Annotated in this window: 15 protein-coding genes; 7 read left to right on the top strand and 8 right to left on the bottom strand. The window is 67.1% G+C overall.

What is annotated here, in order from left to right; translation table 11 throughout:
• Window positions 1-4 precede the first annotated feature (4 nt).
• Window positions 5-1,252: an SH3 domain-containing protein gene (locus tag ABD301_RS26290; RefSeq protein ID WP_344313118.1), complete on the top strand. Its 1,248-nt coding sequence runs from the start codon at window positions 5-7 to the stop codon at window positions 1,250-1,252.
• Between the two features lie 25 nt (window positions 1,253-1,277).
• On the opposite strand, the gene ABD301_RS26285 is transcribed toward ABD301_RS26290, so the two are convergent.
• Window positions 1,278-1,847 carry a DUF5134 domain-containing protein gene (locus ABD301_RS26285; RefSeq protein WP_344313117.1) on the bottom strand — a complete coding sequence of 190 codons (570 nt, stop codon included), beginning with the start codon at window positions 1,845-1,847 and terminating at the stop codon, window positions 1,278-1,280.
• Window positions 1,848-1,955: 108 nt separating this feature from the next.
• Window positions 1,956-2,807 (bottom strand): SDR family oxidoreductase, encoded by an 852-nt coding sequence (locus ABD301_RS26280; RefSeq protein WP_163566746.1) that lies wholly within the window; start codon window positions 2,805-2,807, stop codon window positions 1,956-1,958.
• 93 nt (window positions 2,808-2,900) lie between these two features.
• On the opposite strand from ABD301_RS26280, the gene ABD301_RS26275 reads away from it, so the two are divergent.
• Window positions 2,901-3,281, top strand: a complete 381-nt coding sequence (locus ABD301_RS26275) for a winged helix-turn-helix transcriptional regulator (RefSeq protein ID WP_163566747.1) — start codon at window positions 2,901-2,903, stop codon at window positions 3,279-3,281.
• On the opposite strand, the gene ABD301_RS26270 is transcribed toward ABD301_RS26275, so the two are convergent.
• Entirely contained in the window at window positions 3,278-4,348 is a 1,071-nt protein-coding gene (locus ABD301_RS26270; protein ID WP_163566748.1) for a fatty acid desaturase family protein, read from the bottom strand. The genes ABD301_RS26275 and ABD301_RS26270 overlap by 4 nt on opposite strands.
• A gap of 214 nt (window positions 4,349-4,562) precedes the next feature.
• On the opposite strand from ABD301_RS26270, the gene ABD301_RS26265 reads away from it, so the two are divergent.
• Window positions 4,563-5,207 carry an Rv1733c family protein gene (locus ABD301_RS26265; RefSeq protein WP_425551981.1) on the top strand — a complete coding sequence of 215 codons (645 nt, stop codon included), beginning with the start codon at window positions 4,563-4,565 and terminating at the stop codon, window positions 5,205-5,207.
• Here the strand turns inward: ABD301_RS26265 and recQ are convergent.
• Window positions 5,199-7,055: a DNA helicase RecQ gene (gene recQ / locus ABD301_RS26260; RefSeq protein ID WP_163566750.1), complete on the bottom strand. Its 1,857-nt coding sequence runs from the start codon at window positions 7,053-7,055 to the stop codon at window positions 5,199-5,201. The two genes, ABD301_RS26265 and recQ, sit on opposite strands and share 9 nt — an antisense overlap.
• 63 nt (window positions 7,056-7,118) lie before the next feature.
• A complete protein-coding gene (locus ABD301_RS26255) occupies window positions 7,119-7,475 on the bottom strand; it encodes a YciI family protein (RefSeq protein ID WP_163566751.1) in 357 nt (118 codons plus the stop codon).
• 174 nt (window positions 7,476-7,649) lie between these two features.
• Between ABD301_RS26255 and ABD301_RS26250 the strand changes: the two genes are divergently transcribed.
• Window positions 7,650-8,675, top strand: a complete 1,026-nt coding sequence (locus ABD301_RS26250; RefSeq protein WP_163566752.1) for an LLM class F420-dependent oxidoreductase — start codon at window positions 7,650-7,652, stop codon at window positions 8,673-8,675.
• A gap of 162 nt (window positions 8,676-8,837) precedes the next feature.
• Here the strand turns inward: ABD301_RS26250 and ABD301_RS26245 are convergent, their stop codons facing one another.
• Entirely contained in the window at window positions 8,838-9,347 is a 510-nt protein-coding gene (locus tag ABD301_RS26245; RefSeq protein WP_163566753.1) for a winged helix-turn-helix transcriptional regulator, read from the bottom strand.
• A 109-nt stretch (window positions 9,348-9,456) separates the two neighbouring features.
• Between ABD301_RS26245 and ABD301_RS26240 the strand changes: the two genes are divergently transcribed.
• On the top strand, window positions 9,457-9,957 hold the full coding sequence (locus ABD301_RS26240; RefSeq protein WP_163566754.1) for an SRPBCC family protein: 501 nt from the start codon (window positions 9,457-9,459) through the stop codon (window positions 9,955-9,957).
• Window positions 9,957-11,030: an LLM class F420-dependent oxidoreductase gene (locus ABD301_RS26235; RefSeq protein WP_344313115.1), complete on the top strand. Its 1,074-nt coding sequence runs from the start codon at window positions 9,957-9,959 to the stop codon at window positions 11,028-11,030. Before ABD301_RS26240 ends, ABD301_RS26235 begins: the two co-directional genes overlap by 1 nt.
• Here ABD301_RS26235 and ABD301_RS26230 read toward each other — a convergent pair.
• Window positions 10,993-11,475: an Lrp/AsnC family transcriptional regulator gene (locus ABD301_RS26230; protein ID WP_163566755.1), complete on the bottom strand. Its 483-nt coding sequence runs from the start codon at window positions 11,473-11,475 to the stop codon at window positions 10,993-10,995. The genes ABD301_RS26235 and ABD301_RS26230 overlap by 38 nt on opposite strands.
• Before the next feature lie 134 nt (window positions 11,476-11,609).
• Between ABD301_RS26230 and ABD301_RS26225 the strand changes: the two genes are divergently transcribed.
• The gene (locus tag ABD301_RS26225) at window positions 11,610-13,934 is read left to right on the top strand and encodes a transketolase-like TK C-terminal-containing protein (RefSeq protein ID WP_344313114.1); all 2,325 of its coding nucleotides are present in this window, start codon (window positions 11,610-11,612) and stop codon (window positions 13,932-13,934) included.
• A gap of 2 nt (window positions 13,935-13,936) precedes the next feature.
• On the opposite strand, the gene ABD301_RS26220 is transcribed toward ABD301_RS26225, so the two are convergent.
• A complete protein-coding gene (locus ABD301_RS26220) occupies window positions 13,937-14,143 on the bottom strand; it encodes a CsbD family protein (protein ID WP_279579073.1) in 207 nt (68 codons plus the stop codon).
• Window positions 14,144-14,226: the final 83 nt, after the last annotated feature.

Below are 14,226 nucleotides of genomic sequence, written 5' to 3'. Positions count from 1 at the left end.
TCGCATGGACAAACCAAGGCCCCGGAAGAGGCGAATCTTCCTGCTCAGCGCGAGCACGGTCGCGGTCGCACTCGCTGTCGCGATGCCGGCGCAGGCCGCGCCGGTGCCAGGTCCCAGCGCGGGAGCCTGGCACGAAAACCTGTCCGCCACGGTGGCTGGGCAGGTGAACCTGACCAGCCGGACGGACGGGCTGACGATCGCCAATCGGGCAGTACGCCCAGCGGCGACCGGAGGCCAGCGGCCGTACGGCATGGAGATTCTCGCGCCCCGCACGCTGGCCGCTCCGGTTGACCAGATTGCCGTGCAGGTGACCGGAAAAGTGCCGGCCGGCGGGGCGGCCACGGTGGACGTCCGTACGACAACACAAGGCCAGCAGTGGTCCTCCTGGCAGCAGGCGTCCGGCACCGCGGCGACGCTGGACCGGCCAGCCACCCAGGTGCAGCTGCGGATCACCTTGTGGGGCAACGATTCTGGCGCCAGCCCTGCGGTTTCCGGCCTGGACGTGACGGCGAAGTCGATCGGCGTCCGCAAGGTTGCCGCGCCGGCCGCCGCTCTCAGCTATCGGGTTTACGCGACTCGCGAAGGCCTTGTCGGTGGCACGACCGCCAATGGTCACGTGATTGTGTCCAGCGACCATTTTGTGGCGTTGCCATCCGGACGCAATCTTTCGCCGAAGGGCAGCACCCAGTATTCGGTGCAGGTTTGTGGACCGACGCGGTGCGAAACCGCGCCGGTGTGGGACATCGGCCCGTGGAACACCAAGGACGACTACTGGAATCCGGGCAGCACCCGGCAGGAATTCAAGGATGTCGCCCAAGGCACGCCTGAGGCGCAGGCCGCCTACCTCAACGGCTACAACGGTGGAAAAGATGAATTCGGCCGGCACGTCAGCAATCCCGCCGGCATCGATCTCGCGGACGGCACCTTCTATAACGTCGGCATGAATGACAACGGCTACGTCACCGTCACGTACCTGTGGACCAGCGGCGGCGGCAGCGGCGGCACCACCGGCACGGTCAGCACCGGCGGCTCCGCGCTGAACGTACGCTCCGGCCCACACACCACGGACTCGGTCGTCGGCAGCGTCGCCAACGGCTCCACCGTGACGATCACCTGCCAGACCAGTGGCACCTCGGTGACTGGTACGTACGGCACCAGCACCCTGTGGGACAAGATCACGTCCCCGGTCGGCTACGTCTCCGACACGTACATCTACACCGGATCCGACGGCCAGGTCGCGCCGAACTGCTAGTGCGGCGAACCTCAGACGCAGGACGCTAGTGCATGGAAAGAAGCATCACGACCATGGCGGCGGCCATCGCGGCCTCGCAGAGTGAGACGGCCCGCGGGCCGAGCGGTGCGGTTCGGATCGGCGGCCCGTCGGCGACGGCGAGGCCGCCGATGCCGACTCGTACGCCGGTGGCCGGCAGCAGCGACCACAGCGCGACGGCGCCGAAATATGCCACCAGCGTCCAGGTAACCGCCGGAACCATCGCGGAGGACATCTGCATCATGTCCGTGCCGGACATCGGCATCTCGGTCGTCGTGAGCATGTAGAGCATCCCGCCACCGGCGACTGCCTGCCGCAGCCACATCCACGCCCGCCGGGAGTGCGACCGGCCGGCGGAAAAGGCGGCCCATCCGACTGCCACCGCGAAAGCGGCTTCCCAACCGGCCCGCGGGATCGGGCCGCCGATCGGCGACACCATCGCCGCCATGCCGGCACTCATCGCAGCTTCGATGGCGTTGTGCGTACGGTCAACGGCGCAATGAGCCCGTTGGGCGACCACCAGCCGGGCGACGCAGTGCCCCGCGACGCCCAGCAACACGATCGTCCACAACCACATCAAGAGCGCGGCCCTTCGCGGTCTGTTGGGCGGGTGATGAGGACATCATCCGCCAAACTTGGTCATCCGTCACCAAGACAGACCGCCGCCGGGACCAAAACTCATCGCTCAGCCGAGAGATTTCACCATCTGGGCGACGGTGTCCTGGTACGGCGTGGTCGGTCGGCCGATGAGTGCTCGCAGCTCACCGGAGGTCTGGCCGAGCAGGCCGTCGGCGGTGTTGCGGTCGAGCCCGACGACCAGTTCGACGACTGGCTCCGGCAGGCCGGCCGCGGCCAACGCGGTGCGATGGGCGTCCGGTGTCAGGTCTTCGTACGTGACCGCCTTCCCAGCGGCCTGGGCGATGGTCTCGGCGAGGTCCGCGTACGTCCACGCATGGTCGCCGGACAGCTCGTACACCCGGCCGTCGTGGCCATCGCTGGTCAGCACCGCGACCGCTGCGGCAGCGTAGTCGGCGCGGGTGGCAGTCGCGACGGCTCCTTGGCCAGCGCTGCCGGCGAAAGAGCCCCGCGCGACCCCGTCCTGGACTTTCTGCGCGTAGTTCTCGGTGTACCAACCGTTGCGCAGAAACGTGAACGGTAGCCCGGACGCCCGGATGATCCGCTCGGTCGCGGCGTGGTCGGGCGCGAGGACCAGCGCGGTGTCGTCCGCTTTCGGGGCGCTGGTGTAGATGAGGTGCTTCACACCGGCCTGCTGCGCGGCTTCGACGACGGCGGTGTGCTGCGGGATCCGCTGTCCCACCTCGCTGCTGGAGATCAGCAGCACCTGGTCGGCGCCGGCGAACGCGGCGGCCAGCGTGGCAGGCTTGCCGTAGTCCGCTTCTCTCACCTGTACGCCCAGGTCAGCGGCCTTTTCTGGGGTGCGGACGGCGGCCACGATCTGGTCCGCGGGCACCTTGGCGCGCAGGCCTTCGATGACGAGCCGGCCGAGCTGGCCGGTGGCGCCGGTAACGACGATCATGTGACTCTCCTCTGGGTCCCGAGTACTAACCACGAGTATGCACTAACTATTCGAAAGTGCTAGCTCAGGGTTAGCTCGAGGTACCTTCGGTGCATGGAAGAGTTCGATCGCATCCTGTTCGACGTGTTCGCCCGCGGCTGCCCGTCGCGCGACGCGCTCGAGCACGTCACCGGCCGCTGGGGGGTGCTCGCGATGGTTGCCCTGCGGGACGGCTCGCTGCGCTTCAACGCGCTGCGCCGCCGGGTCGACGGGGTGAGCGAGAAGATGCTGTCGCAGACCCTGCACGCGCTCGAGCGGGACGGCTTCGTCGACCGGGTCGCGCAGCCGGTGATCCCACCTCGGGTCGATTACAGTCTGACGCCACTGGGATCCGAGGTCGCGGAGAAGTTGTTCGCGCTGATGGATCTGGTCGAGTCCCGAATGCCGGCGGTGCTGGCGGCGCGCGATGAGTACGACGGCGCGAAGGCCGTCTAGCGGGAGCGGAACTGGGCGGTGATCGGGCACTCGAAGGGGTCGCTGTGTCCGAGGCCGACCCGGTTGAGGTAGCGGACCACGATGGCGTACGAGTGCACCAGGGTCGTCTCGGTGTAGGAGATTCCGCGCTCGGCGCAGTAGCGCTGGACGATCGGGCGAGCCAGTCGGAGGTTGCCGCTGGGCATGCTGGGGAAGAGGTGGTGTTCGATCTGGTAGTTCAGGCCGCCCATCGCGACACCCATGCCGCGGCCGCGGATGTTGCGTGACATCAGCACCTGGCGGCGCAGGAAATCGATATCGGCGGTCGGCGGGACGATCGGCATTCCCTTGTGGTTCGGGGCGAAACTGGCTCCCATGTAAACGCCGAAGGTCACCAGTTGGACGGCGATAAACGCCAGCCCGAGCGGAATGCCGAGAATCCACAGCACCAGCAACGGAAAAGCAAGCAAACGAATGGCGAGCAGAGCGAGTTCCAGATTTCGATGCTTTCCACGGTCGGGGGACAGTAGCGTACGAACCGCGGTGATGTGCAGGTCGATGCCGGCAAGTGTCAGTAACGGAAAGAAAAACCAGCCCTGCCGGCGGACCAGCCAGCCGGCCAGTCCGGTACGTTCGCGGGCCTCGTCGGCGGTGAAGACCAACGCGCCAGCCTCGATGTCACCGTCTTTGCCGACCTGGTTGGGATTGGCGTGGTGGCGCGAGTGTTTGTTCATCCACCAGCGATAACTCAGGCCCACGACCAGGCACCCGACGATCCGGGAAAACCACTCGTTGTGCTTGCCTGCGGCGAAAACCTGCCGATGCGCCGCATCGTGCGAGAGGAACGCGACCTGGGTGACCAGGATGCCGAAAACCGCGGCCACGGCCAGTTGCCACCACGAGTGGCCGAGAGTGACCAGCAACACCGTCGGGACGGCGAAAAGTCCGGCGAGTAAAGCGATCCGGGCGAAATACCAGCCTACCCGTCTGTTCAGCAGGCCTTTTTCCCGTACGATCTTCGCGAGTTCGGTGTAGTCGCTGATCTGGTTTCGCCGGATCGGGCGCTCGGCAAGGGTGGCTGCGGGCATAGAGAATTCTCCAGGTCGGCGGAATCAATCCAGCGGATGCACGATGAGCGTATGAATCGCGCGATGCCCGGCGCGTCACCCAGGAGAGTCCCTTCAAGACCCCCTACTCAAGTAGGGGGTACCGAGAAATCGGTCACAGAGTGCACAGGGTCACTGAGGCAATGGCGAATTCTCGTTACCATCGGAAGGCAAAGCGGCCGGACGGAGGAAAACGGTGTCGTTTCTGCGCGGTGGGCGTCGTTTTCTGTTGTTGAGCCTGCGAAATCTGGGCTTTGGGCGGAGTCCGATGCGGCGGCACTCGGACTGGATCGAGAGTGTTGTGCTGCGTGTCGGTCTGGTCGCCACGGTCGTCGTGATCGCGCTCGCCCCGTCGATCGGCACCGACACGTACACGCGCGAGATGCGCCAAGTGGCCACCCAGACCGCCAGCCGGCACCAGATTTTCGCGGTGGCGCTGGGAAATGCCGCCACCCAACCGCCCAGCGGCGCGGAGCCCAGCGGGATCGCGCCGCCGCCGGTACGAGTCCCGGGCTCCTGGCGTACCGCGGACGGCCGTACGCACCGGGGGTCCATCGAGGTGGACAGTGGCACCCTCGCCGGCGCGCGGGTGCCGATCTGGGTGGACCAGACCGGCCAGCAGGTGCCGGCGCCGGAAACCGAGTCCAGCGCGATGATCGGTGCGGTGGTGGCCGCCGGTGGGGTAGTCGCCTTCACGATCCTGGTGTTCGTGGCTCTCTACTGGCTGGTCCGCTGGCCGCTGGACCGGCTCCGGATGGCCAGCTGGGAGCGCGAGTGGCGGCGCACCGCGTCCGACTGGGCGCCCGGCCGCACTCCGCCGGCCGACGACACCTCAGTCTGAGAGTCCCGCCAGCACTTCCAGGATTTGTTCGCCGTATTTGGCCAGCTTGCTCTCGCCGACGCCGCTGATCGTGCCCAGCTCGGTGAGGGACGAGGGCCGCTCGACGGCGATTTGCCGCAGCGTCGCGTCGTGGAAGATGACGTACGCCGGGAGGCCCAGCTCGCGGGCCGCGTTGCCGCGCCAGGACCGCAGCTCCTCGAACACCGGCGTCGCCTCGGGCGTCAGGTCGATCGTTGCCTTGCTCTTGCTCGGCTTGCTGGTCCGGGCCGCGCGGGCCGGGCGCTCTGGCTCCCGGCGCAGCCGCACTTGCCGGCTCTCAAAAAGGACCTGCGAGCTGGCGTCGGTGAGCACGAGGGTGCCGTAGTCGCCTTCGACCCCGAGCAGCTGCTGAGCCAACAGCTGCCGCACCACACCGCGCCATTCGAGGTCTTTGAGCTCGGTGCCCTTGCCGAAGACAGTCAGCGAGTCGTGACCGTGCTGGCGCACCTTGTCGGTGGTTTTTCCCAGCAGGATATCCACAATCTGGCCGGCACCGAACTTCTGGCCGCGCTCGCGGCGGAGCCGGTAGACGGCGGACAGCAGTTTCTGCGCGGCGACCGTGCCGTCCCAGGACTCCGGCGGCGTCAGGCAGGTGTCACAGTTCCCGCAGGCCTGGCCGGCGTCCACTGGCTGCCCGAAATACGCGAGGAGTTGACCGCGCCGGCATTCGACCGTCTCGCAGAGCGCGAGCATCGCGTCCAGATGGATACCGAGCCGCCTGCGGTAGGCGTCGTCGCCCTCCGAGGTGTCGATCATCCGGCGCTGCTGGACGACATCCTGCAGTCCGTACGCCAGCCATGCGGTCGACGGCAGCCCATCGCGGCCGGCGCGGCCGGTTTCCTGGTAGTAGCCCTCGACCGACTTGGGCAGGTCGAGATGGACGACGAAGCGTACGTCCGGTTTGTCGATGCCCATCCCGAAAGCGATGGTGGCGACCATGATCAGGCCGTCCTCGCGCAGGAACCGGGACTGGTTTCGGGCCCGCGTACGCGAATCCAGGCCAGCGTGATAGGGCAGGGCCGGAATCCCGTTCTCCACCAGGAAATCGGCGGTCTTCTCCACCGATGCGCGGGACAGGCAGTAGACAATGCCGGCGTCGCCGGCGTGCTCGGACCGCAGTAGCTCGAGCAGTTGCCGCTTGGGCTCCTTCTTCGAAGCGATCCGGTACTGGATGTTGGGCCGGTCGAAGCTGGACACGAAATGCCGGGCCTCGACCAGCTGCAGCCGGGTCGCGATCTCCTGGCGGGTGGCGTCGGTGGCGGTCGCGGTCAGCGCGATCCGCGGCACGTCCGGCCAGCGTTCGTGCAGCGCCGACAGCTCCAGGTAGTCCGGCCGGAAGTCGTGGCCCCACTGGGCGACACAGTGCGCCTCGTCGATGGCGAACAGCGAGACTTCGCCGCGGTCCAGCAGCCGCATGGTCGCGTCGAGTTTGAGCCGCTCCGGCGCCAGGTAGAGCAGGTCGAGCTTGCCCTCGACGAAGGCGGTCTCCACCTCGCGACGCTGGTACGAATCCTGGGTGGAGTTGAGGAATCCGGCCCTTACGCCGACCGCCTGCAGCGCGTCGACCTGGTCCTGCATCAGCGCGATCAGCGGCGAGATCACCACGCCGACGCCGTCCCGTACCAGCGCCGGGATCTGGTAGCAGAGCGACTTGCCGCCGCCGGTCGGCATCAGGACCAGCGCGTCCCCGCCGCCGATCAGGTGGTCGATGATCTCCTGCTGGCTGCCCCGGAACGAGTCATAGCCGAAGACCCGGGTGAGAACCTCGAGGGCGTTGCTCACTTCCGAGGGGACGACGGGAGAGGCCACCCACCGATCGTACGGTCCGGGCCGGACGCTCCAGCGCCCGACTCGCGGGCGCCGGAGCGGCCATCAGCCTTCCGGCTGCTCGATCAGCTGCCGGACTTCCATGCCCCAGTAGCGCGCGTCCGGCCAGCGGCCGGCGATCTCCACGGCCCGTTCTTCGGAGGCCACATCGACGATGAGCAGGCCCGCGAGCTGCTCCTTCGCCTCGATGTACGGCCCGTCGGTGACCGCCGGGACACCGCCGCGAGTACGCACCGCCTTGGCCGTGGAAGCCGCGAAAAGCGCCTCGCCGCTCACCCACTCGCCACTGTCCGCGAGTTCCTGCCAGAGCGCGCCGGCCTCGTTCATGACCGCGGTCTGCTCGTCCTTGGACAGCGCCTCGAAAACGGCGGGGTTCTGGAAGATCATCAGCATGTACTTCATCGTCACGCTCCTGCCAGCTGGTGCGGCCCCGCTTGCCGGGTGCCTCTCGCGGATACGTCGGAACCGCCTTGCCGGTCTCTACATTTCCCGACTCGGCACCTCATCCGCGAGTCAGGGCCGTCGTACGAACTAGTTTTGGGCCTTGGTGGAGGACCATGACGAGGAGGCTGTGCGATGAAGCTCGGGTGGAGCATGGGCTACTGGGGAGCCGGGCCGCGGCCGGGTATCGAGCAGGTCGTGGCCGAGGCCGACCGGCTCGGCCTCGACTCGATCTGGACGGCCGAGTCGTACGGCTCGGACGCGCTGACCCCGCTGGCCTGGTACGGCGCTCGTACGACCCGGCCGCGGCTGGGCACCGGCATCGTGCAGATGAGCGCTCGTACGCCGACCGCCGTGGGAATGGCCGCGATGACGCTGGACCACCTGTCCGGCGGTCGGTTGATCCTCGGGCTCGGCACCTCCGGACCGCAGGTGGTCGAGGGCTGGTACGGCCAGGAATACGGCAAACCATTGGCCCGTACGCGCCAGTATGTCGACATCGTAAGGAAAGTCGTCGCCCGGGAGCGGCTCACGTACCAAGGTGCTGACTACCGGATGCCGATCGAGGGTGGCACCGGCCTCGGCAAGCCGCTGCGGTCCACGATCCGGCCGCTTCGTGACGACATCCCGATTTTCCTTGGTGCGCAAGGACCGAAGAACGTCGCACTGGCGGCCGAGATCGCCGATGGGTGGCTCACGTTGTTCTTCGGGCCGAAACTCAACGATCACTACCGGAAAATCCTCGCCGAGGGTTTCGCTCGTCCAGGCGCCCGTCGGGACAAGGACGGTTTCGAGGTGGCGGTCAGCGTCGACGTGGTTGTCGACGACGATATTGAGGCCGCGGCGGACAAAGTACGGCCGGGTCTCGCGCTCTACATCGGCGGGATGGGTGCCGCGGAGGTGAATTTCCACCGTAACCAGTTCGTCCGGATGGGATACGAGCAGGAGTGCGAGAAGATCACCGAGCTTTACCTCGCGGGCCGCAAAGACGAGGCGATCGCCGCGGTGTCCACGAAGATGGTGGAAGAGGTGGCGCTGATCGGCCCGAAGGCCAAGATCGCCGACGACCTGGCCGGCTGGCGGAACACCATCGCGACCAGCCTGATCCTCCAGCGCGGCGACATCCCGACACTGCGTACGATGGCGGAGCTAATGGAATAATTCAGGACAAAGTGCGGGAAAATGCAGAAAGCTCTGAAGCGCGTCCTGCGGACCGGGGTGTGCTGGGGCTGGCGTTACACCGGCTCCGGTTACGAGAGCCTCGGCCTGCCCTGCTTCACGATCGAGGTCTGAGCCTGGCCCGGCAGGCTGCCCGGGGAATGCTCAACCGGCGGCCTGCCGGGCGAAGCGGGCGACCACGTCCGGGCGGGTGGCGAGCTTGGGCGGATAGCCGGGTCCCATCGCGAACCGCACCTCGTCCGATGCCAGCGGGGTGTGGCAGTGCGAGCAGACCACCTCGGCGTGCGCGTCGTGGTCGCATGTCGTGTGGTGCATCGTGATCGGCGCTGAGCTCTCCTCGTACAGCCACCTATCGCCCCACGCGGCGATGGCGGCGAGCACCGGGAAGAAGTCCTTGCCCTTGCCGGTCAGCACATACTCGTACCGCACCGGCTCCTGGTGATAAGGCACCTTTTCCAGCAGACCCTCGGTGACCAGCCGGTTCAGCCGCTCGGTGAGGGTGTTGCGGGCGATCCCGAGTGCTGACTGGAACTCGTCGAAGCGCTTGATGCCGTAGAACGCCTCCCGCAGGACGAGCGGTGTCCACCAGTCGCCGAGCAGGTCCACGGTCTGGGCGATCTGACAGGGCCAGTTGGCGAACGACGTCCTTCTCATGGCCGAAATGGTACTCAGTTGTTCGACAGGACTGGCGGTATTTCGCCGTTGACTCCTGCGTCTATTTACGCAACTCTAGAGTTCAGAGCCGGGAAGGTGGAGGGAACCCATGCGGTACGCGGACACGCCGACGGTCGAGGTCGACACGTACATCCAAGCGGCACCGGACCTGGTGTGGGATCACGTCATCGATTTCGACCTGATGGTGAGCATGAGCCCTGAGCTGCGAGGGTTCGAGTGGGAAGGCGAGGGCGACGGGCCGGCGGTCGGCCGATCGTACGTGGGGAAGAACTTCCACAAGGACTTCGGCGAGTGGCAGACCACGTCGACGGTGATCGCGTACGACCCGCCGCGGGAGTTCGCGTGGGCGGTGTCCGATGTGGACTTCCCGTCTTCGATCTGGCGGTTCCGGCTGCGCCCGGAAGGCGGCGGGACAGTGCTCAGCCAGTGGATGCAGATGGGGCCGGCGCGGTCCGGGCTGAGTTTCGCGATTGACCGGATGCCGGACAAGGAGGAGCGGATCGTGGCCCGCCGGCTGGGAGAGTTCCGCACCGCGATGGAAAACAACCTGCGTACGTTCAAAAAGCTGAGCGAAGAGGCGGCCGGCTGATGCGTACCGCGACCACCGTGGAACCCGCAGGACACTTCCGCGAGACAATGGATTTCGCGGTGGAAGCGGAGAAACTCGGGCTCGACGTGTGCTTTGTGGCCGAGGCCTGGGGCTCGGACGCGGTGTCCGCGCTCGGGTATCTGGCGGCGGTCACGCACCGGATGCGGCTCGGCTCCGGCATCGTCCAGCTCGGCACTCGTACGCCGGCGGCCATCGCGATGAGCGCCATGACGTTGGCGGAGTTGTCCGAAGGGCGTTTCATTCTCGGTCTCGGCGGCTCCGGACCGCAGGTCATCGAGGGGTTGCATGGCGTGCCCTTTGCCCGGCCGCTGGGCCGGATGCGGGAAACCGTGCAGATCATCCGGCGGATTTTCGCCGGCGAGAAGGTGGATTTCCAGGGCGAGCATTTCCAGATTCCGTTGCCTGGCGGAGATGCCCGGCCGATGCGGCTCAGTATGTCGCCGAACGAGGACATTCCGATCTACCTGGCCACGCTTTCCCCGAAAATGCTCCGACTGACCGGGGAAGTCGCGGACGGTTGGCTGGGCACCAGCTTCGTGCCCGAAGGCGCGGCCGACGCGTATTTCAGCCATCTCGCCGAGGGCGCGCGGATTTCTGGCCGCAAGCTCGAAGACCTGGACATCTGTCAGGGCGCCGAGGTGTGTTTCGCGGCCGATGAAGAGGAACTGCGGACGATGGTCGGCAGCCGCAAGAAGGAGCTGGCCTTCAGCCTGGGCGGAATGGGTTCGGCCACCACGAACTTCTACAACGCGGCGTACAGCCGGCAGGGCTGGTCGGAGGTGGCGGCGCGGGTACGGGCGCGTTGGCTGGCCGGCCGGCGGGACGACGCGGCCGCTCTGGTGACCGACGAGATGGTGCTCGCGACGACCCTGATCGGCACCGAGCCGATGGTCCGCGAGCGGCTCCAGGTGTGGCAGAAGGCTGGTGTGGACACCGTACGGCTCTACCCCGCGGGCGCGACGCTGGCGGCGCGGCTGGACACCCTGGGCCGCGCGATCGAGCTCGTCCGGGAGGTTAGTCGGTCTCGGACAGCCGCCGCAGCAGCGGAGTGATCCGGTAGCCGACCATCTCCCGCATCACCAGCGCCGTACTCGTGCGTTCCACCCCACCGATGGCGAGGATCTCGCCAGCGACCCGGTAGAGGTCGTCGCCGTCGGTGGCCACCACCCGCACCATCAGGTCGGTCTGCCCGCTGATGCCCTGCACCTGCAGAACCTCTGGGATGTCCGCCAGTGCTGCGCCCACCTCGTCGAGGCGGCGCTGGGTGACCTGGGTCGTCACGTACGCCGTCAGCGGGTAGCCGAGCGTACGCGGCGCGATCCGCCGCTCGAACGAGTCCAGCAGGCCATCCTGTTCGAGCTTGGCGAGCCGGGCCTGGACGGTGTTGCGGGACATGCCGAGCCGGTCGGCGAGCGCGATCGCGGTGGCTCGCGGCTGGTCGGTGAGGGCCAGCAGGAGCCGCGCGTCGGTCTGGTCGACCCGGTCGCGGTTGGGCACGATGCTCACTCCGTATGGGCGCGTCGATGCTGGGCAGTGCAACCTGACCAGCCGGTGCTCATCACATTGTGCACTTCACCCGGACGTGGTCTGCTCCTACTCACCATATGCACTGCCGAAACAGGGTGAAGATGATGACCAGTGCCGCTCCCGCCGGCGCTTTGCCGCAGTCCGACGGCCCCGAGGTGCTGGCCGAGATCGAGAGCCGGGTGCTGTGGCTCGCGAGCGCGATCGTGCACCATGCGAACCGGGTCCGGCCGAACCCGTCCGGCCTGAAGGTGGGCGGCCACCAGGCGTCATGCGCGTCGATGGTGTCGATCATGACCGCGCTCTGGTTCAGGCACCTGCGCCCGCAGGACCGGGTGTCGATGAAGCCACACGCCTCGCCGGTGCTGCACGCCGTGAACTATCTGCTCGGCGAGCTGGACGAGTCCTATCTGAGCACGCTGCGAGATTTTGGTGGTTTGCAAAGCTATCCGAGCCGCTCCAAGGATCCCGACCCGGTGGACTACTCGACCGGATCGGTCGGGATCGGCGCCACCGCCCCGATTTGGGGCGCGCTGGCCCGCCGGTACGTACGGGAGAAGATCGGTGCCGGTGCCACCGGGCGGCAGTACTCGCTGGTCGGGGACGCGGAACTGGATGAGGGCGCGGTCTGGGAAGCGATCCTGGATCCGGCCGTCGCCGAGCTGGGCGAGCTGGTGTGGATCATCGACCTCAACCGGCAGTCGCTGGACCGGGTGGTGCCGAACATCGCCGCCGAGCGGCTGGAGGGCATGTTCGCCGCCGCCGGCTGGCAGGTCATCGCACTGAAATACGGGCAGCTGCTGGAAGAACTCTTCGCGCGGCCCGGTGGGGACGCGTTGCGGGCCCGGATCGACGAGATGTCCAACCCGGAATACCAGCGGTTGTTGCGGTGTACGGCCGAGCAACTGCGCGAGCGGCTTCCCGGCGATGGACCTGGCGGCGCGGCGATCGCGAGGCTGATCGCGGAAATCGACGACCCGTCGCTGGTCGCCGCGATCCGCAATCTCGGCGGACACGACCTGGCCGCGCTCGACGCTGCCTACGCGTCCATTGAGGACACTCGGCCGACCGCCATTTTCGCGTACACGGTCAAGGGATATCGGCTGCCGGTCCAGGGCCACCCACAAAATCACTCGTCGTTGCTGACCACCGACCAGATGCGAGAGCTGGCGGGGGAGTTGGGCACCGATCCCGACCATCCCTGGCAGGGCTTGGAAACGGACAGCGCGGCTGGCCGGCTCTGCGCTGCCACCGCGGCGAAACTTCGTCGTGCGGCCGAAATCCCGCAGCCGCCGCCAACCCTGCCCGTCGATATCGGGCGTACGCCCGCCGGGACCGCGACCACCCAGGCCGCCCTCGGCCGGGTTCTGCTCGATCTCACCCGGCAAGCGCCGGAGGCGGCCGCTCGGGTGGTCACCGTCAGCCCGGATGTGAGTTCGTCGACGAACCTCGGCGGCTGGGTGAATAAGGTCGGTGTCTGGTCGTCCAGGGAACGGGTCGACTGGTTCGCCGACGACAGCGAGACAATCCTGCACTGGCGGGAAAAACCCACCGGCCAGCACATCGAGCTGGGGATCGCGGAGACCAACCTGGTGGGTTTGCTGGGCGAACTGGGCGCGACCTGGAGCCGGTGGGGGCAGCCGCTGCTGCCGATTGGCGTGATGTACGACCCGTTCGTGGAACGGGCTCTGGAGCCGTGGTCATTCGGGATTTATGCCGGCGGGCAGTCGATTCTGGTTGGCACGCCATCGGGAATCTCACTGGCGCCCGAGGGTGGCGCGCACCAGTCGATCACCACTCCATCGATTGGCATTGAACAGCCGGGCTGTGTCGCGTACGAGCCGGCTTTCGCGATCGACGTGGAATGGACGTTGCTGGCGAGCCTTGCCCAGCTCGGAAAGCCGGACGGCACCTCAGCATATCTGCGGCTGTCCACTCGAGCCGTCGACCAGACGCTGGCCGAAGTCCCCACCGATCCAGCCGCTCGCGAGCGCCGCCGGCGACAGGTCGTCGCGGGCGCGTACCTGTTGCGTAAAGCCGAGAACCCGGGAGTCACGATCGCCGCGATGGGCGCCATGATCCCGGAAGCGCTGGCAGCGGCCGATCGGTTGGAGCAGGCCGGCGTCGGCGTGGACGTGGTCTGCGTGACGAGTCCAGGTTTGCTTTTCCACGCTCTGCGGGCAAAGCAGGGCCGGGAGGACGGGCCGAGCTGGATTCTCGACCAAGCCTTCCCGGGCTCCCGGGCCACCCCGCTGGTCACTGTCCTTGATGGACATCCGCACACTTTGGCATTCCTGGCCACTATCAACCGGGTGGCGAGCACCTCGTTGGGTGTCACCCGGTTTGGCCAGTCCGGATCTCCGGAGGACGTCTACCGCTATCACGGCGTCGACGCGGACAGCATTGTCCGCGCCGCGCTGGACATTCTCTAGATCTACTTGTCCTTGTTGCCGGTGATGCCGTCGACGAAGCCGGAGACCTTGTCCTTCGCGGTGTCCAGGGCATCCTTGGCTTTCGCCTTGGCCTGCTGGCCCTGCCCCTCAGCCTCGGTGCCACGGTCACCGGTCACCTTGCCGACGGTTTCCTTGGCCTTGCCAGCAAACTCGTCGGCCTTGTTTTCGACGTGATCGTGCATTCCCATGATGGATCTCTCCTTCTGACGTGGGTGGTGCCACCCTTGAGTGCCCGCGATGCGGGGTTTCTAATCACCCGTTCGCGAGTGAA

This window comes from Fodinicola feengrottensis (assembly GCF_039530045.1).
Taxonomy (GTDB): Bacteria; Actinomycetota; Actinomycetes; order Mycobacteriales; family HKI-0501; genus Fodinicola; species Fodinicola feengrottensis.
Note: the sequence above shows the minus strand (reverse complement) of the source record. Positions and strands in the feature narration are given on the sequence as shown.